19 protein-coding genes are annotated in these 20,727 nt (G+C 62.9%); 11 read left to right on the top strand and 8 right to left on the bottom strand.

Translation table 11 applies throughout. The features are described from left to right. Positions 1–164 precede the first annotated feature (164 nt). The 8 genes from NP534_RS04245 (at position 165) to NP534_RS04210 (ending at position 8,959) form a co-directional block, all read left to right on the top strand. Positions 165–1,301, top strand: coding sequence for a DUF6708 domain-containing protein (locus NP534_RS04245; RefSeq protein ID WP_274097877.1), 1,137 nt, complete (start codon positions 165–167; stop codon positions 1,299–1,301). A 234-nt stretch (positions 1,302–1,535) separates the two neighbouring features. Further along, positions 1,536–2,864: a hypothetical protein gene (locus tag NP534_RS04240; protein ID WP_274097876.1), complete on the top strand. Its 1,329-nt coding sequence runs from the start codon at positions 1,536–1,538 to the stop codon at positions 2,862–2,864. Between the two features lie 32 nt (positions 2,865–2,896). Continuing rightward, positions 2,897–5,128, top strand: coding sequence for an Ig-like domain-containing protein (locus tag NP534_RS04235; protein WP_274097875.1), 2,232 nt, complete (start codon positions 2,897–2,899; stop codon positions 5,126–5,128). Between the two features lie 16 nt (positions 5,129–5,144). Next, positions 5,145–5,618, top strand: coding sequence for a curlin (locus NP534_RS04230; protein ID WP_033697986.1), 474 nt, complete (start codon positions 5,145–5,147; stop codon positions 5,616–5,618). 16 nt (positions 5,619–5,634) lie between these two features. Then, positions 5,635–7,080, top strand: a complete 1,446-nt coding sequence (locus tag NP534_RS04225; RefSeq protein WP_274097874.1) for a curlin — start codon at positions 5,635–5,637, stop codon at positions 7,078–7,080. 134 nt (positions 7,081–7,214) lie between these two features. Then, positions 7,215–7,859 (top strand): DNA oxidative demethylase AlkB, encoded by a 645-nt coding sequence (gene alkB / locus NP534_RS04220; RefSeq protein WP_274097873.1) that lies wholly within the window; start codon positions 7,215–7,217, stop codon positions 7,857–7,859. A gap of 111 nt (positions 7,860–7,970) precedes the next feature. Further along, on the top strand, positions 7,971–8,258 hold the full coding sequence (locus NP534_RS04215; RefSeq protein ID WP_274097872.1) for a hypothetical protein: 288 nt from the start codon (positions 7,971–7,973) through the stop codon (positions 8,256–8,258). Between the two features lie 86 nt (positions 8,259–8,344). Continuing rightward, positions 8,345–8,959, top strand: a complete 615-nt coding sequence (locus NP534_RS04210) for a Yip1 family protein (protein WP_047583215.1) — start codon at positions 8,345–8,347, stop codon at positions 8,957–8,959. A 19-nt stretch (positions 8,960–8,978) separates the two neighbouring features. Here NP534_RS04210 and NP534_RS04205 read toward each other — a convergent pair whose 3' ends face one another. The 4 genes from NP534_RS04205 to NP534_RS04190 all read right to left on the bottom strand — a co-directional run bounded on the left by NP534_RS04205 (position 8,979) and on the right by NP534_RS04190 (position 11,929). Beyond that, positions 8,979–9,239 carry a DUF1652 domain-containing protein gene (locus NP534_RS04205; RefSeq protein WP_274097871.1) on the bottom strand — a complete coding sequence of 87 codons (261 nt, stop codon included), beginning with the start codon at positions 9,237–9,239 and terminating at the stop codon, positions 8,979–8,981. A 186-nt stretch (positions 9,240–9,425) separates the two neighbouring features. Beyond that, positions 9,426–10,307 carry a pirin family protein gene (locus NP534_RS04200; RefSeq protein WP_274097870.1) on the bottom strand — a complete coding sequence of 294 codons (882 nt, stop codon included), beginning with the start codon at positions 10,305–10,307 and terminating at the stop codon, positions 9,426–9,428. A gap of 101 nt (positions 10,308–10,408) precedes the next feature. After that, entirely contained in the window at positions 10,409–11,278 is an 870-nt protein-coding gene (locus NP534_RS04195; RefSeq protein WP_274097869.1) for an alpha/beta fold hydrolase, read from the bottom strand. A gap of 21 nt (positions 11,279–11,299) precedes the next feature. After that, on the bottom strand, positions 11,300–11,929 hold the full coding sequence (locus NP534_RS04190; RefSeq protein WP_077068416.1) for a LysE family translocator: 630 nt from the start codon (positions 11,927–11,929) through the stop codon (positions 11,300–11,302). Between the two features lie 125 nt (positions 11,930–12,054). Here NP534_RS04190 and NP534_RS04185 point away from each other — a divergent pair, with 125 nt between their 5' ends. Further along, complete coding sequence (locus NP534_RS04185) at positions 12,055–12,534, top strand: GNAT family N-acetyltransferase (RefSeq protein WP_274097868.1); 480 nt, start codon at positions 12,055–12,057, stop codon at positions 12,532–12,534. Positions 12,535–12,655: 121 nt separating this feature from the next. Here the strand turns inward: NP534_RS04185 and NP534_RS04180 are convergent, their stop codons facing one another. From NP534_RS04180 to NP534_RS04165, 4 genes are all read right to left on the bottom strand, one after another. Then, positions 12,656–13,585 carry an aliphatic sulfonate ABC transporter substrate-binding protein gene (locus NP534_RS04180; RefSeq protein WP_274097867.1) on the bottom strand — a complete coding sequence of 310 codons (930 nt, stop codon included), beginning with the start codon at positions 13,583–13,585 and terminating at the stop codon, positions 12,656–12,658. A 3-nt stretch (positions 13,586–13,588) separates the two neighbouring features. After that, on the bottom strand, positions 13,589–14,632 hold the full coding sequence (mgrA, locus tag NP534_RS04175; protein ID WP_274097866.1) for an L-glyceraldehyde 3-phosphate reductase: 1,044 nt from the start codon (positions 14,630–14,632) through the stop codon (positions 13,589–13,591). After that, positions 14,629–15,963, bottom strand: a complete 1,335-nt coding sequence (locus tag NP534_RS04170) for an LLM class flavin-dependent oxidoreductase (protein ID WP_274097865.1) — start codon at positions 15,961–15,963, stop codon at positions 14,629–14,631. The genes mgrA and NP534_RS04170 overlap by 4 nt, the downstream gene beginning before the upstream one ends. Positions 15,964–16,060: 97 nt before the next feature. Continuing rightward, positions 16,061–18,265 (bottom strand): TonB-dependent receptor, encoded by a 2,205-nt coding sequence (locus tag NP534_RS04165; protein WP_274097864.1) that lies wholly within the window; start codon positions 18,263–18,265, stop codon positions 16,061–16,063. Positions 18,266–18,525: 260 nt separating this feature from the next. On the opposite strand from NP534_RS04165, the gene NP534_RS04160 reads away from it, so the two are divergent. Together NP534_RS04160 and NP534_RS04155 are read left to right on the top strand one after the other, a co-directional pair. Next, positions 18,526–19,572: a LacI family DNA-binding transcriptional regulator gene (locus NP534_RS04160; protein WP_274097863.1), complete on the top strand. Its 1,047-nt coding sequence runs from the start codon at positions 18,526–18,528 to the stop codon at positions 19,570–19,572. A 97-nt stretch (positions 19,573–19,669) separates the two neighbouring features. Next, positions 19,670–20,560: a LysR family transcriptional regulator gene (locus NP534_RS04155; protein WP_274097862.1), complete on the top strand. Its 891-nt coding sequence runs from the start codon at positions 19,670–19,672 to the stop codon at positions 20,558–20,560. Positions 20,561–20,727 lie beyond the last annotated feature (167 nt).

The raw sequence follows: 20,727 nt of genomic DNA, 5'->3' as shown, positions 1-20,727 counted from the left end.
TTCTGGCTGGGCTTGATCCTAACTGTATTAATCTACATATTTGAAGACGACGCATTGGAAAAGTGGTGCAAGCGGAGCAGCTACCGCTTAGAGAAAAACACCAAATCATATGATGAACAGGAAGAGCTAGCAGCGTTGTACTCAGCATTCAGCGAGGCCCTGTAATGTATATAATTGAATGGGGCTTGTGGCAAATGGCCATAGAGCCGGACGTCGCACGCAAGAAATTTGATGCCGAAAGAAGTGCGCCGGATAAACGTGCAGATAGGGATTTTTATGAGGGCGACTTCGAGAAAGAAACACACTTTCGCTCTGTCAGCGAAGCGCCAAAAGTGCGGGGGCCAGTCTTTACGCTCAACGATACCTATATGGAAATGCGTTGCGGGGGCTCAGAAGAAAAACGCGGACTAATTACATTGATGACCTTAGGGAGTTTGATTCCAATATTGTATACCGGGGTCACGATGACGCTTAGCTCAATTTATCTAAACATATTCTCACCTTACGATACCTCCCCACTAGACATTATCCTTGCTTTACTTATGAGCCTGATGGATGGCGCAATCATTTACTTCTACATAAGGTACGGCTTGCAATTTACACGCCTGGAAATGTTGACCAGCCGCCACTTACTTATTCGCTTCAATCGGAAAACTCAGCAAGTTCATCTTCATCGACCGCCTTCATGTGGTGGCATCGTAACATTTCCTTGGAGAACAACCGGAAGCACAGGTCTTGATCCAGAAGACGACTCGCTCAGCGTGGGAATGAGACTTGGCCTGATCTGGCACCCCAGCCACACCGGCCTTCCCCATATGGAAATGGCCCTGATCGGCAAGCAAGGCCAGGGCGGTAGCGAACTCCGTGATGAATGGGAATTCATCCGCCGCTACATGGAAGAAGGCCCACACGCCGTCCCCCGCCCCCGACTGAGCACCCGGCTGCCTTCGCCCATCCAGGCATTCAGCGCCCAGTTCGAAGGCCTTGGCCGTTTCTTCCGCAAAAGCAGTTGGCTGTTCAAACTCGTAATGCTCATGGTCTGGCCCGCTTTCGTCATCATCGGCACCGCGCACTGGATCAGCCTGCTGCTGTGCTGGCGACCCCGCTGGCCGAAGGTGATCCGTGAGGCCGGTTTGCCCGGTAAACCAGTACCTTCACCCACTACCTTGAGTGACTACCCGCCCGAAATTCAAGAGCGCCTGCTCGCCAATGCCGATCGCTGGCAGCTCAAACCTGGCAAGCGCCCAGCGAAAAAGCCACGTAAACCGCGTACACCCAAAGCACCAAAATCGCCGATATAGAAGCGGGCTACGCACAAGCCCAACCGGTTCTAGGGAGTGGGTCGCAACCACCGGCCCAACCCCCAATGCTGGGGATACGGGGCCCATAGGCAAGTTGCCGATAAACCTGACGAAAAGTCTGCAGCCCTTGTGCCGCAAGGCCTGCAGCCCGACAACCACGGTTTGGCACGCCTATTGCCGATCTCCTGCCAGACGCCCCAAGTCCATGGGCCCGTTTGCAGGAGGAATTGACTCATGCACCGACCGATACCCCACCCGCTGGCAGTGGCGATTTTCGCCGGCATGCTCCAGCTCCCGGCGCAGGCTGCGTTGAACGCTGTCGACCCCGGTCCCTATAACCTTGGCAACGGCAACTTTGCAGGTTGGTATCAGGATAGCCACGGTCGTACCCTCGACCTGTGCCTGACCAAAGCGGTGAGTTCCAGGGCCGCCGGCGCGCCCGGCGCACCGGCGTACATGTGCACACTGCTGCCAACCCCCGGGGTGTTCGATGACACCCAACCCATCGCCTTCCCCACCAACTTCCCCGACGAGGCCTTCTGGTTTACCGCTGACGCCGCCATCGTCGACGCGGCACGCGGCATCGACCTGAGCTACGGCACGGCCATCGAGGCGGCGTTCGCCGCCGAAGAACCGGTCGAAGGCGATCAAGTCAGCTTCGCCCGGGTGCGGATCCGGGTTGATGTGCCGACGGCAGGTACCTACGTGGTCACCCACCCCTATGGTGTCGATGTGTTCGATGTACCGGCCGGCGGGCGTCGGGCAATCAACATGACCCGCGACATCGGCATCGCCGGTGCAGGCGACTTTACCGGTGCGCTCAAAGGCGATGTCGGCCCGTTCCTGCGCAGTGTAAATGGCCCTTACACCGAGGGCAGCGAACGCTTCATCGGCGACCCGAACCTGGAAGAGCGTGTGACCGGCAGCCCGTTCAACACCAACTTCGTGCGCATCGAAGGCCCCGGCGGCATCGACCTGCGTACCGAGCTGTTCTCGATCTCAGGCAAGCTCTCCAACGTCGCCCTGCCTACCCCGTTGATGCCGCTACGCACCACCTACTCGCGGCGTACCGAAAATGGCGACCTGCGCGCCCAGCAAGATGTGTTCGTCATGGCCCCGCCGCCGCCTGCGACCGTCACCCTGACCAGCCAGACCCCAAACCTGAGCCTGACCGAAGCCAACGGCACCGGTGCCTGGTATGCCCAGTCGGTTCTCAACCCAGCGGTGCCAACAACGCTGGTGCTGACCGCCGACAACAGTGTGGCCATCCCGACCAGCAGCCTGACCACAGCCAACCTGCCACTGACCGACCTGGTGACCATCACCCAGGCCGAATACCGCCTGTCCACCGGCCAGCTGACGCTGGTCGCCAGCACCAGCGATGAAACCAGCCCGCCTGTGCTGACTGCCCACACCGCCAACGGCACGTTGATCGGCAACCTCAGTGGCAACGGCGCGGTGAAGACATTGAGCACAACCCTCTCGCCCATCCCCCCGGCCAAGGTGCAAGTCACCAGCGCCAATGGTGGTAGCGACAGCGAAGACGTGGTGCTGGTGCCATGAACAGACAAAGGCTCAGCCTTCAAGGAGGCAGCATGAACACTTGGCCACGCCGTGCGCTGTTCGCCGCCGGTTTTTCCCTCACCGTGACCAGCGCCGCCTTTGCCGCGTTGTCCGATGTCGACCCAGGCCCGTACACCTTTGCCACTGGCGGTTATCCCATGTGGTACAAGGACGCCAACGACCTGTCGCTGGAGTTGTGCCAGTCGCGGGCAACCAGCACCCGAGCACCTGGTGGCCCCGGCGCCCCTGCCTACATGTGCACCCTGCTGCCCGAACCTGGCATCTATGACGATACCCTGCCGCTGGTATTCCCCGACAACTGGCCGCCAGAGATGTTCTGGTTCCTGGCCGAGACCGAGATACCGCAGGTAGGCAACAGTGGCTACGAGCTGGAAGTTTACGTCGCCGGCCTGGAAGCGGCGTTTGCCGCCGAGAACCCGGTGGACGGCGACCAGCAGAGCTTTGCCCGCATCCGAATCCGCGCCTCGGTGCCGCGCACAGGCGTCTACACCATTACCCACCCTTATGGGGTAGAGACGGTCAACGTCACCACGGCCGGCCGGCGGGCGATCAATATCACCCGCGACATCGGTATCGGCGCGCCAGGCAATTTCCGCGGGCCACTCAACGGTAACCTCGGGCCTTGGCTACGCGGCGTCGGCGGCCCCTATACCGCGGTCAACCCGGACACCGGCTCGACCGAAACCTTTATCGGCGACCCGAACATCACCGAAGCGGTGGTCGGCAGCCCCTTCAACACCAACTTCGTGCGCATCGAAGGCCCACCTGGCGCTATCCAGACCAATGCCTTCACGGTGTCCGGCAAAGTGCTCGATCAACGCGCGCAAACGCCCGTCACCCTGGAACGTGCCACCTACTCGCGCAACGGCGCCGGGACCCGTGTCGAGGTCTTTGCCAAAGCGCCCAACAATGCCAGCGTGTGCATGCGCAATGGCTTGGCATTGATCGGCTCACCGCCTTCGCCTTGCCAGTTCAGCCTGCTGCCGGACAACAACGGGCTGTTCTTCAGCCAGCAACTGAGCCAGGCTGCGCCGCCACCGGTGGTGGTGGTTACCGGCAGCAGCGCCACCGGCACCACACAGCCAACGGCGTTGTCGAGCAAGCTCAGCGATGTGGTCAAGGTAAGCACCGCACGCTACGACTGGGCCAATAAACGCCTGTTCATCGAAGCCCGCTCCAGTGACGAAGTGGCGATCCCTGACCTGGTGGCCCAAGGCTACGGACGGCTGTCCAAGTCCGGCACGCTGCAAAGCCTGACGGTCAACGATATTGCCCAGCCGCCTGCGACCGTCACGGTCAAGTCTGGCCATGGCGGCAGCGATGTCGAGCCTGTAGTGGTGGTCGGCAATGCGCCTGTCGAAGCCGCCAACCAGCCACCGCTGGCCCAGGCCGATATTGGCAGCACCAGTGTCGGGGTGCCGCTGAGCCTGAACCTGCTGCTGAACGACAGCGACCCGGACGGCAACGTACCGCTGACCATCAGCGACCTGACCCAACCGGGTACCGGCCTGGGCGGCGTAGTACTCAACGGCAGCACGTCGGTGACCTACACCCCGCCGGTCGGGGCCACGCAACCGCTGGTGGCCACCTTCAGCTATCGGGCCGTGGATGCCAAAGGCCTGAAGTCGGAACCGGCAACGGTTACGGTCAATGTCGCACCCAACCAGGCACCGACCGCAGCCGCTCAAACCGTCGCCACGCTCGGTGTAGCGCTCACCATCAACGCGCTGGCCGGCGCTACCGATCCAGAAGGCAATCTGCCCCTGGTGGTTGCCAGTGTGACCCAGCCGGCGGCAGGCAGAGGGACCGTCAGCACTGACGGCACCACTGTCACCTACACACCACCGGCGACCGTCACGACGGCCTTCACCACCACCTTCACCTACCAGGTGCGTGACGCGCTGGGGGCGCTGTCCAACAGCGCCACCGTCACCGTCAACGTGTCGCCACGCCCCGCTGCCGAGACCTTCGCGGTCACCGCAGCCACGGTCACGGCACGCTCCAACAACCGTTACAACTGGGACATCAGCGGCACCTCATCGGTGACCACCGGCAACGTCGTTACCGTGCGGGTCACCACCACCACTGGCGTGCAGACACTGGGCACCACCACGGTACCGGTCACCGGCCGCTGGCGCCTGGCCGTCAGCAACAGTACCACAGTAATCCCGAACGCCGCGCCGACGGCGACTATCACCACCAGCCCAGGCACCACCCGCACCGTCAACGTAGTCGTGCAGTGAAAAGCCGGAGAACGCCATGAAATGCCTGTATCCACTGCTGCTCTGCCTGGCCCTGGCGGGCCAGGCCAGGGGGGCCGAAGACCTGATGGACAACGCCGACCTTGCGCCCGGCAGTGACCTCGGCGACCCCGTGATCATCCGCCTGTTACCGGTCGGCGCCGGCCAGGCCGCGGTGATCGAACAGCAAGGCAACGGCAACCGCGCCGCCCTCGACCAGAACGGCCAGGCCCTGCTGGGCCGCATCGTCCAGGCCGGGGGCGCACAGGAGGCGTACATCCTGCAGGAAGGCAGTGACCTGATGGCCAGCATCAGCCAGCAGGGTAATGGCAACAGCGCGTCGATCCGCCAGAGCGGCAGCAGCAACAGCGCTGCCATCGACCAGATCGGCAACGACAACAGCGCCAGCATCGTGCAGTCCGGCACGGGCCTCAACAGCTCCGTGACCCAAGCCGGCAATGGCCAGCATGTTCAGATCACCCAATACCGATAGACCTGGAGGCACCACCATGTTCAAGCTCGCTCCCCTAAGTGCCGCTATCGTCCTGGCCCTTGCAGGTCAGGTCATGGCTGCCGACAGCACTTCGACGCAGACTCAGGACGGCAAGGAAAACATTGCCGAAGTGACCCAGACCCTCGCACCGTTCGCCTCGGCCACCCAGACCCAGACCGGCAAGGGCCACAACCACCTGGCAGTGCAGGCCGACAGCACCAGTGATATCCAGCAGAGCGCTACCGGCTCGTACAACGCGGGGTACGCCGAGCAACTGTTCGAAAACGGCAGCCAGATCACCCAGCAGGCCGGGGGCAGCTACAACGATGCCTTCGCCAGCCAGTCGCTGGGCGAAAACAACCAGGTCCTGCAGACCCAGCAAGGCAGCGAGAACCACTCGACCGTGTGGCAGGACACCCAGCTAGGCAGCCAAGTCACCACCCTGCAATCGGGCCAGCGCAACGAAGCCTTCGCCGAGCAGATGTTCGGCGGCAGCAACAACCAGAGCCTGATCATGCAGGCCGGCGCCGACAACTATGCCGCTGCCGAGCACCTGACCCACAACGACGGCAACATCCAGATCTACCAGGACGGCAAGGAGAACTGGGCCTACGGTGACCAGCGCGACGGCCAAGGCGGCACCATCGGCCTCAACCAGACCGGCACTGGCAACTCGGTGGAGGTATGGCAGGACACCCAGGTGGGCAGCCAGGCCAACGTCACTCAGACCGGCCAGCTCAACGAAGGCTACATCGACCAAAGTTTCGGCGAAGCCAACAAGGCCAGCCTCACGCAAAATGGCAAGGCCAACGCCAGCTGGTCGGATCAGTTCGAGAGCAACAACTCGACCACCACCATTTCGCAGAAGGGCAGCAACAACCTGCACTACACCTACCAGAACGGTGAAAACCTCAACCTGACCGTGACCACCCAAGGCAACGGCAACAAGATCACCGCCAGCAACTGGAAAGGCGACAAGATGGGCGGCCAGTTTGGTACAAACCAGACCGCCGTGATCAACCAGTACGGCAACGGCAACGGCGTCAACCTGACGCAGAATGGTGACAACCAGCTGGCCACGCTGAACCAGACCGGCAACAACAACGCGATGCAGACCAAGCAGGCCGACAGCAACAACGAGCTGTTCTTCGAGCAGAACGGCAGCGACAACATCCTCATCGCCGACCAGCGTGGCACCGACAACTATGCCTTCGGCAGCAGCGAAGGTACCGGCAACTCCATCACCTTGGACCAGTCCGGCTACAGCAACCAGAGCCACACCAATCAGCTCTACGGTAGCGGCAACGAGGTCACCATCAAACAGACCGACAGCGTCAACGCCGCCTACGTGACCCAGGGCGGCCAGGGCAACAAGGCATTCGTCGACCAGAGCGGTATGGCGCAAACCGCCACCATCAGCCAGCTGGGCAGCGCGAACACGGCCACTGTGACTCAAAAGTAAGCCCTTCCCCCTTGGACCGCGGTGCTCACTCTCCCGGGTGCCGCGGTTCCTTTTTGTTGCAGCGGGCTTGCCGCGAATAGGCCATGCACGCCAACAGCATTACAATGGTCAGCACCCCATTCGGTGCGCCCGTCATGATCCAGTCCGACCTCGACCTGTTCGGCCCCCAGCCGCAACGACTGGCCAGCCACACCGTGCTGCTGCCCGGTTTCGCCCTGGCCGAGCTCGAGGCCCTGCTCGACGCCCTGCGCCCAGTGCTGCGCGCCGCGCCGTTCCGGCACATGCAGACGCCAGGCGGCCTGCACATGGCCGTAGCGCTGACCAATTGCGGTGCGCTGGGTTGGGTCAGTGATGCGCAAGGCTACCGCTACACCTCCACCGACCCGCAAAGCGGCATGCCCTGGCCTGCGCTACCGCCCGTTCTGCTCAGCCTGGCAGGTCGAGCAGCCGCCATCGCAGGCTTCGACAATTTTGTCGCCGACGCCTGCCTGGTCAACCACTACCTGCCTGGTACCCGCCTGAGCTTGCACCAAGACCGCAACGAACAGGACTACGACCAGCCGATCGTGTCGATTTCACTGGGCTTGCCTGCGGTGTTCCTGTTGGGCGGGTTACAACGCGCGGACAAGACCCAGCGTGTACCGCTGAACCATGGCGATGTGCTGGTCTGGGGCGGTGAGGACCGCTTGCGCTTTCATGGGGTGCTGCCAATCAAACCTGGCGTGCATCCGCGCATGGGCGAACGGCGCATCAACCTGACCCTGCGCAAGGCGGGGTAATGGCGTAAAAACTTGAACATCTTCGCCGGCAAGGCTTCTAAAGATGAGCAGCGTCAGTCTTTTCGAGGAGCCCGACATGACCTACACGCCCTGCCATGGAGCTGCGCACCGATGAAAATGCCCGGCCGCTCTCCCAACGCCTCACTGCAGCTCGACTACGTACGCGATACGTTGTTCGGCCCTGTGGCGCAGAGCGTTGAATGCCAATGCCAGCTCGCCGCCATCAACCTGCAGGGCCGCCCTGCGCTGCGTTTGCACATCTGCCCGCCACTGCCTGACAAGGTCGACCGTGCCCACAGCGTGGCGTTCATCTGGGACGGCCGCAGTTACCGCGGCGTGGTGCGTGACCAAGGCAAGTGCGGCGATGGCGGGCTCAACCTGCTGCTGGAGTTGCAATAAGCCGATCAACGGCGGCCAAGTGGGCTGAACCTGCCGGCAACACCACGTCTCCATAGCACAAGAGCCCATGCCTTCTGGAGATCGCCATGAACAGTCCGTTGCTCAAGCTCTTCACCCACCCGTCTGATGCCTGGATGGAGATCCGCCGGGCCGAAGAAGACCACCCGCAGCAATACCTGCCGCGCCTGCTGGCGCTGGCGTTGATCCCTGCCGTGTGCCTCTTCGTCGGCACTACCACCTTTGGCTGGAGCCTTGCCGGCGAAGAACGCGTGCGCCTGAGCCTCGTCAGCGCGGCGCAGCTGGCGTGCCTGCTGTATGCCGTCACGGTGGTCGGGGTGATGATCATGGGGGTGATGATCCGCTGGATGTCACGCGGCTTTGACGCACAACCCAGCCTGCAGCAATGCATCGGCTTTGCCGCCTACTGCGCAACGCCGTGGTTTTTTGCCGGGGTTGTCGGGTTGCTGCCGATTCGCTGGCTGGCACTGGTGGCGCTGCTGGCCGCCTCGGCGTATGCCAGCGTGCTGCTGTTCGGCGGTTTGCAGACTTTCTTACGCCTGCGCAAGGAACAGGCAATGCTGTTCGCCGCCTGTGTGTGGGGGGTTGGGCTATTGGTGCTGGTGACCATCCTGGTGTCGATGATCCTGTTCTGGTTCAACGGCCTGATGCCGGAGTATGTGCGCCCGGCCAGCCTGGGCTGACCGGGCTCTACGGGCAGGCTCAGGCAATCGCCCTGAGCGGCGTGGTGGGTTTGTCACGCAGCGCGTGCAACTGCGTAACCAGGTTCACCACGTCGCGGCAACTGTTGAGGCCCTGCAGGTCTACCCCGGTCAGGGTCACCCCCTCTTCCAGGCTTTGCCCCTGGCCCAGGCGAATGGTCAGGTGAGCGCCATCCGCGCAACTGACTTCGCAGTGATCAGGTAGGCAGGCTTGCTCGATCATCTGCCGCATTTCCAGCATTGAAACGCCTATCAACGACATTGTACGACCCTCTCTGTACTGGATGGCCTATTGGTTAGGTACGCCTTTGCCAGGCAAGGTGCCAATTGATATTGCGCATGCTCCGGCGGCCGTCCATGCGCCAGAGCAATGATCGTGCGGGGAATCACCTAGCACCTTAGTGGAAGATCGCTGGTGGGCCAGTACTGTTCGATCGGCTGCTGGCAGTTAACGACGAGCGGTCTCGGCCTGCATCTGCCCGAATCGTCCGGCATGGAAATCATCGAACGATTCTGCGATTTCTGCCTCGCTGTTCATCACGAACGGCCCGTAACCAACGATCGGCTCATCGATCGGTTCACCGCTGAGCAACAGCACGCTGGCGTCTTCCAGCGCCTCGATGGCAATGCCCTCACCGCCACGCTCGAACAGCACCAGGCTGGCCGGCCCGGCTTCGCGTTCACCGTTGACCCGCACGCTGCCGCGCAACACCACCAGGGCTGCATTACGCCCCGCCGCGACGGGCAGTTGCACGCTCGCCTGAGCGTTCAAACGCATGTCCCAGACATCCATGGCGGTAAAGGTCCGCGCAGGGCCTGGTTGCCCTTGGTACTCACCTGCGATCACCCGCAGGCTGCCACCGTCGCCGTCCAGCGCCACCACAGGGATGTCCGTGGCCAGCAGCGTCTGGTACCCCGCCGCAGCGCGCTTGTCACGCGCAGGCAGGTTGACCCACAGCTGCACCATCTCCAGCGTACCGCCACTGCGGGCAAACGCCGGGGCGTGGAACTCTTCATGGAGGATGCCATTGGCAGCTGTCATCCATTGCACGTCGCCTGGGCCGATCAGGCCCCCCGCCCCCGTCGAGTCACGGTGCTCCAGTTCGCCCTGGTAGACGATGGTCACGGTCTCGAAACCACGGTGCGGATGTTGCCCGACGCCGCGCCGGGCGCTAGTCGGGGTAAAGGTGTGCGGGCCGGCATAGTCCAGCAACAGGAACGGGCTGATCTGGCTGGCCAGGTTGTCATAGGTGAAGAGGCTGCGCACCGGGAAGCCATCGCCTACCCAGTGGGGGTGAGGGCTGCGGTGAATACCCAGAATCTTTTTCATGAGAAGTCTCCTCTCTCTTGGCTGGGATCACCTTACCAATCATACCAATCAGCCGGTAGGCGGCTGAAATGGCATACATCGTTCCACCAATAGGACAACCTTCAGTTTAGAAAGCTAAGCACGGACGCTGCCGCCATCGCTGGGTCTTCCTGCATGAAACAGTGCCCACCCGCGACCTGCCGGGCAGTCACGTTCGGGTTCAGCGCCACCAGGCGCTTCACCGAATGCGGTACGAAGGGGTAGGTCTGTTCGCCATACAGCACCCGCGTCGGTGTCTGGATCGCGGCCAGGTTCGCCCACATGCGTTTGGGGAACGAACTGAAAATCTCCACCTCGCGGCTGGGCCGACACTTGAGTACCACCGCCTCGCCGCAATCGCCAATGGCATGCTCGACATAGGCTTGCAGCGCCGCATCGCTCCAGCCTTTGAAGATACCGCGGCCCTGCAGCGAGGCCAGCGCTGTTTCGCGATCGGGCCAATGGCTGCGGCGGCTGGCAGCCTTGCGCGCCAAGGCATGGCGCTGGTGCAGGCCAACCAGCGCGGCGGCGCCCATCACGCCGATCATGCTGCGGCTGAACAACACCGGGTCGAGCAGCACGGCGCGCTCGAACAACTGCGGCTTACTGGCCAGGATCAGCCCCGTGAGCACGCCACCAAAACTGTGCCCGAGGGCAACACGCGACACCTCGCCATATTCGCCACGCCCGCGCTCGAACGCCTCCACTGCCAATTCAGCCGTGCGGTTCCAGCCGCGAAACGCACCGCCATGGTCGCTGTCGCCATGGCCTTGCACATCGCACAGCCACAGGTCGAAGTGCTCGCCCAGGCGCATCAGCAACGGCTGGTAGGCCAGGCAGCAGAAGCCGTTGCCATGCAGAAAATGCAACAAAGGCTTGCCACTGGCCGGTGTACGCCAGCCGCGCAGGGTGAAGCCTTCGGAGCAATGGTGGGACCACGGGATCAACTGCATGGGCTTGCTGTACTCATCGGTCTATGAAAACGCCGATTCTACAAACAGCAGCGGGTATAGCGAAATCACCAGTAGCACGGCCATCAGGACATTGAACAGCATCAGCCAACGCGGATTCTGCAACAGGTTGCGCAAGGCGCTGCCGAACATGACCCAGACCCCGACGCTGGGCAGGTTGACCAGGGCGAACAGCGCGGCGATGACGACCACGTTCATCACGTACCCCTGGGCCGGTGTGTAGGTGGTGATTGCCCCCACTGCCATTACCCAGGCCTTGGGGTTGACCCACTGAAATGCCGCAGCGCCCCAGAAGCCCAACGGTTTGCGGGCGCTGCCCGAGGCTGTGCCGATCGGCCCCGAGGTGGCGATCTTCCAGGCCAGGTACAACAGGTAGGCGGCGCCTGTGTAGCGCAGGATGGTGTACAGCGCCGGCCATGCCTTGAACACCTCGCCCAGCCCCAAACCGACTGCCAGCACCATGACCATGAAACCGACACTGATGCCAATGGCATGCGGGATCGAACGGCGCACGCCGAAGTTCACGCCGGAGGCCAGCAGCATGGTGTTGTTCGGCCCCGGGGTGATGGAGGATACGAAGGCAAACAGCACAAAGGCTGTCAGCAGGTCGGCAGAGGCAAGCATGGCAGGCATTCCACAATCATTATTGGTGCTGTCACACTAACGGAGTCGCCCTGCCTTGCGACCGGTACAATTTCGCTAAATTAAATAGATACAAATACTGTACCGATCTCGTTCAGTTCAAGGAAGCCTGCCCCATGAGCCTCACCATTCGCCCCGCCGTGCGTACCGATGCCGCGCAGATTCTGGCATTCATCACCGAACTTGCCGACTACGAACGTGCCCGGCACGAGGTCGTTGCGTCTGTCGACGACATCGAGCGCAGCCTGTTTGACGAAGGCAGTACCGTGCATAGCCTGATTTGCGAGCGTGATGGCCTGGCGGTTGGTTTTGCCGTGTACTTCTACAGCTATTCGACCTGGCTCGGGCGCAATGGCATCTACCTCGAAGACCTGTACGTGACGCCCGAGCAGCGCGGCGATGGCGCTGGGCGCAAACTGCTGCGCCATATTGCCAGCGAGGCCGTGGAAAACAATTGCGGGCGCCTGGAATGGAGCGTGCTGGACTGGAACGCGCCGGCAATCGGGTTTTACCAGTCGTTGGGCGCCGAGGCGCAGAGTGAGTGGCTTCGGTATCGGCTCGATGGCGAGAAGCTGCTGGCGTTTGCGCGGGGTTGACCCTGGAAACCGCAGGCAGCTCTTTAGAGTCACCTTAAGTAACTTATTAACATATAACTCTAGCTATCTGATTTAGATTAATTTTTTTGGTGGAGTCAGCCTCTCCCACCACAGTACAGGTTCAATCCCGCTGCCACACCGCCCCGGCGATATCCACCTGCTTGGGCAGCACCTTGTTCTGGAAAAACAGCTCCGCCGTGCGCTGCTGCGCCGCGATGATTTCATTGCTCACCGGTATCACGGGCGAAGCTGGCCGATGGCTGAAGCTGCGCCGTACCACCTCCTCCGGCAACCCCATGAACTGTGCCAGCAACTGAATGCTGCCCGCTTCATCGCTGCGCGTGAGGGCCTCGGCCCGGCTGATCTCATCGAGCAGTTGGCCAACGAACGTTCCATTCGCCTCGACATAACCACGCGCCCCCAGCATGAACGGCCCGATCAACCCCAGCCCTTGGCCGTCGGCCAGCAGCCGCGCCTTGCCCTCCAGGTCGATCGCCGAATAGAACGGGTCCCAGATCGCCCAGGCATCCACGCTGCCGCGCTCGAACGCGGCGCGGGCATCGGCGGGCGCCAGGTACACCGGCTGCACATCGCGGATACTCAAGCCGGCCTTGGCCAGGCTGCGCAGCAACAGGTTATGCGCACTGGAACCTTTCTGCAGGGCAATCCGCTTGCCCTTAAGGTCAGCGACGCTGGCGACCGCGCTGCCCTTGGGCACCAGGATCACCTCGGCTTGCGGCTTGGGTGGTTCCGCGCCGATGTACAGCAGGTCGGCACCAGCCGCCTGGGCGAAGATCGGCGGGATGTCGCCGGTGGAGCCGATGTCGAGGCTGCCAATATTCAGAGCCTCGAGCATCTGTGGGCCGGCCGGGAACTCGATCCATTGGACCCGGGTATTGGCAAAGCGCTGCTCCAGAAAACCATGCTGCTTGGCCAGGACCAGGCTGATCGAACCCTTCTGATAGCCAATACGTAACGTCGCAGGGTCCGCCGCCTGGGCAGTTCCAACAAAGCTCAGCAGCAGCAAGACGGCAAGGCGTAGCACACGCATCGGTCACTCCTTCCAGTCGGTCGAGGGTTTTTCCCAGAGGTTGATCCCGCCTTCCACGGCGTACTGGTCGATGGCCGCCAGCTCCTCGGGGGTGAACGACAGGTTGTCGAGCGCGGCAACGTTTTCGATGATCTGCTCGGGCCGGCTCGCGCCAATCAGCGCCGAACTCACGCGCGGGTCGCGCAGCGTCCAGGCCAGGGCCAGCTGGGCCAGGCTCTGGCCACGCTCACGGGCAATGTCGTTGAGCGCACGGGCACGGGCGATGTTGGCCTGCGACAGGTGCTGAGGCAACAACGAGCCACCGCCAGCGCGGTTGACCCGGGCATCGGCGGGAATGCCGTTCAGGTACTTGTCGCTGAGCAGGCCCTGCGCCAGCGCGGTGAACACGATCACCCCGGCGCCGAGCGCGTCGGTGGTGGCCAGCAGGTCGCGCTCGATCCAGCGGTTGAACAGGTTGTACGAAGGCTGGTGTATCAGCAACGGCACTTTCAGTTCAGCCAGCAGTGCGGCAATCTCGGCGGTCTTGCCGGCCGAGTAGGAAGAAATGCCCACATACAGCGCCTTGCCCTGGCGCACGATGTCGGCCAGGGCAATGGCGGTTTCCTCCAGCGGGGTGTCGGCATCGAAGCGGTGCGAATAGAAGATGTCGACGTAATCAAGGCCCAGGCGCTGCAGGCTCTGGTCCAGGCTGCTGATCAGGTATTTGCGCGAGCTGCCGCCCTGCCCGTACGGGCCAGGCCACATGTCCCAGCCCGCCTTGCTCGAGATGACCAGCTCGTCGCGGTAGCTGCGCAGGTCCTCACGCAGCAAACGGCCGAAATTGCGCTCGGCGCTGCCATAGGGCGGGCCGTAATTGTTGGCCAGGTCGAAGTGGTTGATGCCGGCATCGAATGCCGTGCGCAGCAAGGCGCGCTGGGTGTCGATAGGCGTCGCGTCGCCAAAATTGTGCCACAGGCCCAGGGACAGGGCCGGCAACACCAGGCCACTGCGGCCAACACGGCGGTAAGGCATGCGCGCGTAGCGCTCGGGGTTGGCTGCGTAGCTCATGGTTGACCTCGTTCGGTAAAGAAGGGATTGGCAGGGCGTTGCAGGCCCAGGTGTTGACGCAAGGTTCGGCCCTGGTACTGGCGGCGGAACAGCCCGCGGCGCTGCAGTTCGGGCACGACCTGGCAGGCGAAATCCTCAAGCCCGAGGGGCAAGTGCGGCACCAGCACGTTGAAGCCATCAGCGCCGCGGCCCTCGAACCAGGCCTGCAGTTCATCGGCGATGTGCGTCGCGGTGCCGATCAGGCTGTAGTGCCCTCGCCCGCCGGCGATGCGCCGGCCCAGCTGCGCCAGTGTCAGTTGTTCGTTGCCGGCCAGTTCGGTAAGCAGTTGCTGGCGGCTGCGCTGGCCATCTTCGGTGGGCGGCAGTTCGGGCAGCGGGCCGTCAAGCGGGTACCCGGACAGGTCGAAGTTGCCGAGCATGCGCCCGAGCAAACCGACGCCTACACGCGGGTCGACCCGTTCCTGAAACTGCTGGTACTTCTCTTGGGCTTCAGCCTGGCTGTGCCCGACCACCACAAACACGCCGGGCATGATCTTCAGCGAATCCTCGTGCCGCCCGTACGCGGCCAGGCGGCCCTTGAGGTCGGCATAGAAGGCTTGGGCGCGGACCAGGCTCGGTTGCGCGGTAAACACCACTTCGGCAGTTTGCGCGGCCAGCTCGCGACCGGCTTGCGAGGACCCGGCCTGCACCAGCACGGGCCGCCCCTGGGGCGAACGTGCAACGTTCAGCGGGCCTTTGACGCGAAAGTGCTCACCGGCATGGTTCAGTGCGCGCACGCCATCAGGGCGGTGGAACAACCCGCTGGCCTTGTCACGCACGAAGGCATCGTCCGCCCAGCTGTCCCACAGGCCCTGCACCACCTGCTGGAACTCACGGGCCCGGGCATACCGCTCGGCATGCGGGATATGCGCCTGGCGGCCGAAGTTGCCGGCTTCGGCGGCCGCATCGGAGGTGACCAGGTTCCAGCCGGCGCGGCCACCGGACAGATGGTCCAGCGAGGCGAACTTGCGGGCCACGTGGTACGGCTCGTTGTAACTGGTGGTGACGGTGGCGATCAGGCCGATGTGTTCGGTGACTGCGCTCAGTGCCGAGAGCAAGGTCAGCGGCTCGAAGTAGGTGGAGCGGGCGCTGTGGCTGGCCAGGGCATCGGTTGGCGCGGCGACGCTGTCAGCGACGAACAACGCATCGAAGCAGGCAGCCTCGGCGATCTGCGCGGCGCGGCGGTAGCTGCTGAAGTCCATGGGGTCAGCCGGTACGTCCGGGTGCCGCCAGGCGGCCACGTGGTGCCCGGTGGCCATGAGGAAGGCGCCCAGGCTGAGTTGGCGACGCATGTCGATCTCCTTGTGAAGGGTTAAGGTCGCAAGCAAGCTGCCTGCACAGTGGGTGCTTCTGCCACCCAACCGTGCGTGCCCGGCATACTGCGGTTGGTCAGAAGTCCTTGCGCACCTGCACGCCGAAGTAGCGCCCGTCATCGCGCGGCACGGAGCGGTAGATGTAGTCACCGCCGCTGGCCAGCATCTGCGCATACGACTTGTCACCCAGGTTCTTGCCCAGCAACGCCACGCGCCAGCCATCGTTGTAGTCGGCCAGGGCGATGCTGGCGTTCCAGATGCCGTAGGCGCCTTGCACAGTGTCGGGGTTCTGGTCGAGGCTGAACTGCACCGCGTCCTGCCAGCTGTAGTCACTGGAAAGCTCGACATCCAGGCCGTTGTCCAGCGGGATCACGTAGTCCGCGCGCACGTAGGTCTTCCAGTCCGGGGTAAACGGCAAGTGGCCACCGTCGATGTTGCAGTTGGCGGCCGCCCCTGCCGGGCAGTTGAAGTGATCGACACGGGCCTTGGTGTAGGCCACCGCCGTGGTGAACTTCAACTGCGACGTGGCCTGGAAGCTGGCGTCCAGCTCCACACCCTGGGTCTTGACCTTGCCGGCGTTGACCAGGCGGGTTACCACCTGGTTGGCCACCGTGTCGAAGAAGTTGGCCTGGTAGTTGTCGTAGTCGGTGTGGAATACCGCCAGGTTGGCCGTCAGGCGGTTGTCTAGCGCCGTGCTTTTCAGGCCGATTTCGTAGGCGTCGGAGGTTTCCGGTTTGAGGGCGTCAGTGTCGCGCGGCTGCATGTTGAAGAACACGTTGTAGGCCGGGCCTTTGTAGCCGCGCGAATAGGTGACGTAGCCAGTCAGGTTGTCGCTGAAGTCGTACTGCAGGCCGGTGCGCCCGCTCCAGCCGTCTTCATCCACCGAACCCGAGCTTGCCGTCGAAGGCTGGATGCCGGTGACCGCAGTGGCCGAGGTAGAGACGCGGCGGTGATCGTATTCCAGGTCGTCGTGGGTCCAGCGCAGGCCGAAGATGGCCCGCAAGTCGTCAGTGAAGTTGAAGGTGTTCTCACCGAACAGCGCGACGCTGTCGTTGCTTGTCGAGTAGTCCGCCCGCCCGTTGTTGGCCACGCTGTCGTTGACCGACAGGCGCCGGTAGGTTTCGTTGGAGGTGCCGTGCATGTAGAAGGCGCCGAGCACGTACTCGTTGAACTGCCCTTTGGGCGAGGTCAGGCGAAACTCCTGGCTGTACTGGTCATAGTCCACAGTGCCCTTGTCATGGGAGGCGGTCACGGGCAGCAATGCACGGCGGTCGCCGTCCTGGTACTGGGTGTTGTCCCAGCCGCGCCAGGCGCTGATCGAGGTCAGCGTGTAGTCACCCAGCTGCCAGTCGAGCTGGGCCGACAGGCCCTGGTTCTGGTCTTCGACATGGGTCTTGAAGTCGCTGTTGATGTCGCGGTTGTGGGCACTTGGCGTGACGGGGCGCAGTGGGTCGGCAACCCCGGCACTCGCGCGGGTGATCACACCGCTGGGCAGCGTGTCTTCGCCGTTCATGTAGTCGGCGATCAGGGTCAGGCGCAGCTCTTCGTTGGGTTCGAACTCCAGCTTGCCACGGGCACCCTTGCGTTGGTAACCGTTGACGTCGTGGCCGTTGGCGACGTTTTCGCCATTGCCGTCGTAGTCGCCCCACAGGGTGCTCAGCGAACCCTTGAGCTGTTCGCTGAGGCGTCCACCGATGCCGAAGCGCAGGCGGTTCTCATCGCCACCGCCAAAGTGCGAGTAGTCCACATAACCCTGGGTGTGCTCGGGGATGGCCTTGCTGACCACGTTCAGCACACCGGCCGAGGCGTTCTTGCCGAACAGCGTGCCTTGCGGGCCACGCAGTACCTCGATGCGCTCCAGGTCGAGCAGGTCGAGGGTAGACTGCCCGGGGCGGCCAAACACGACGCCGTCGACCACCGTGGCCACGGTAGGTTCGACGCCGGGGGATGTGGAAATGGTGCCTACACCACGGATGAACAGCGACGTGTCCTTGTTCGAAGCGCCTGCACGGTAATTGAGGGTTGGCACCTGCTGAACGATGCTGGCCACGTTGTTGCGGTTGTCACGCTCGAGCTGCTCACCGTCGATCACCGATACCGCCACGGGGACTTCCTGCAGGGTGGCTTCGCGGCGGGTGGCGGTGACGGTCACCGCGCCCAGCGCCGTGGCTTGCGCTGCTTGGGCAGGCTCATCGGCCTGGGCGCCCTGGCCGAAGGCGGCCAACAGAATAGCCGCGACCAGCGGCCGGCGTTGCGTGGTTGGAAACGGAGTTGTCTGCATGCTGCTCACTGCCTTATGGGACCAGACCAGGCCCACATTCACGGGCCGACACGGAGGGTGCTGTGGTTGTCTGGTCTCGCTCGAGCGAGTGGCAGGCGCTTGCCAACAGCAGCGCTTGTTAGCGCTAACATGAACAAGTATCAGAGCCTGTCACTTAGCACGTCAAATACTTAAAAGTCAGATTGATATGCAATAAAGCTATTTGCCAGCCGCCCTCGCGTTAGCGCTAACATCGCGCCATTTCCCCAGGAGGCGAGCCCGTGAGCCAGGCCAAGGATCCACCCCGCAAGCGTCGTGGCGCAGGCCGTGCCACGCTGGCCGACGTGGCACGCGCCGCCGAGGTTTCGGCAATCAGCGTGTCGCGCTACTTCAACCAGCCCGAGCAAGTGTCGCCGCCCCTGCGCGAGCGCATCGAGGCTGCCGTGCAGGCGCTGGGCTATGTCCCTAACCTAGTTGCCGGTGGCCTCGCCTCGGCGCGGGGGCGCATTGTTGGCATGGTGATACCGAACATCTCGGGGCCCATTTTCGCCCAGACCATCCAGGCCTTCAGCGACACCCTCAGCCGCCACGGCTATCAGTTGCTGTTGGCGTCCAGCTACTTCAGCGAAGAACAGGAAGAGAGCGCAGTACGCGCCTTCCTCGGCTGGTCGCCCGCAGCGCTGGTGGTCACCAGCCATTTTCATAGCCCGGCGACTGAAAAGATGCTGGCCGAGGCAGACGTGCCGGTGGTGGAAATCTGGGATTACCGCCCCGAGCGGGCGCCCTTGCAGGTCGGCTTTCTGCATCACCAGGTGGGCGTGCAGGCATGCCGCTACCTGCTGGACAAAGGGTATCGACGCATTGCCTTCGTGCAGAACAGCGCGGCCGGTGACCTGAGTGCGCTGGAGCGGCGCGACGGGTACATCGAGGCCTTGCGCGATGCCGGGCTTGAGCCCTGGGTTTTCGTGCCCTCGGCTGACTGCGCGCCGTTCGAGGCGGGCAAGCAGGCGATGCAAGCGCTGATCCGCCGTACGCCGCGGCCCGAAGCGATCATCTTCGCCAACGACAACCTGGCCGCAGGCGCCGTGCTCGCCGGCCAACGTGCAGGGCTGCGGCTGCCGCAAGACATGGCGATCGTCGGCTTTGGCGACTACCCGTTCGCCGACATGCTGTTGCCCAGCCTGACCACACTCAGGCCGCCGTCGCGGGAGATTGGCGAGGTGGCGGCCTTGCGCGTGTTGCAGCACCTGGGCGTGGTCGCCCATGAAGGCGAAGTGCAGCGCCTGAACCTGCTGACGTGCGAGTTGGTAGCCCGCGAAAGCGCCTGACGGGCAGCGCTCGACACACTTGGCGCTATGACATTCCGTGCAATGAGGATTATTCTCCCCAGGTATGTTCCACAGCCCCAATATGTGAGCGCCGAATATGAAAATCGATGACATGGACGCCTTCGTGGCGGTCATCCGCTGCCAGTCGACCAACCTCGCCGCCGAGGCCTTGCAACTGACCCAGCCGGCCATCACCCGCCGGGTGCAGAACTTCGAGGAAGACCTCGGCGCCACCCTCCTCGACCGCAACACCAAACCGCTCAAGCCCACGCCAATGGGCCTGCGGGTGTATGAGCAATGCAAGGCGATCCTGCGCGAGATCGACTCGCTGCGTGAATTGGTGGCCAATGACGGTGCCCCGTCCGGCACCTTGCGCCTGGGCGTGCCGCAGACCCTGGGCGATGTGGTGCTGCTCGACGCTCTGGCGCAGATACGTGATACCTACCCGGTGCTACGCACCCAGGTCACCAGCGGCTGGGGCAGCAGCCTGATCGCGCGCATGGAAAACGGCGAACTCGATGCGGCCGCCGCGCTGTTTCCGCCCGGCAAAATCTTCCCCGAAGGCATCACCAGCCGCTCGATAGGGCGCATGCCGTTACGGGTAGTGGCGGCCAAGGGCAGCGCCAGCAAGCGCAGTTACAAGTTGAAAGACTGCTACACCCGCGGCTGGGTGCTCAACCCTGACGGCTGCGGTTTTCGCGCGGGGCTACAGCGTGCCTTGAGCGAACAGGGGCTGAGTTTGTCGATCAACCTGGAGACCTTTGGCACCGACCTGCAACTGGGGCTCGTCGCCAGCGGCCAAGGGCTGGGGCTGGTGCCCGAGCCGCTGCTGCAGAGCAGCCGCCATCGGGATGCGTTGGATGTGGTCAACGTGACGGATTTCAAACCGCAGGTGGATTTGTGGCTGTTCCATCCGCGTTATCTGGGCAACCTGCAGGAGCCGGTGGAGCTGTTCGGCGAGATTGCCGGTAATCGGCTGCAGGCGTGACGCTGGCCGCTCCGGCAATGGCAATCGCAACTTAATAAAATTTTTGCATAATAAAAATAGCTTCTATTCTACAAACAAATAATTAGCATAGAACTAAAAAGACTTTTACAGCGTTCATCCATACGAATACGGTCTTAGAAACCCACCGTGTTCCAGGGATGAATACT

This window comes from Pseudomonas sp. 39004, from assembly GCF_028682155.1.
In the GTDB taxonomy this organism is placed as follows: domain Bacteria; phylum Pseudomonadota; class Gammaproteobacteria; order Pseudomonadales; family Pseudomonadaceae; genus Aquipseudomonas; species Aquipseudomonas capeferrum.
Note: the sequence above shows the minus strand (reverse complement) of the source record. Positions and strands in the feature narration are given on the sequence as shown.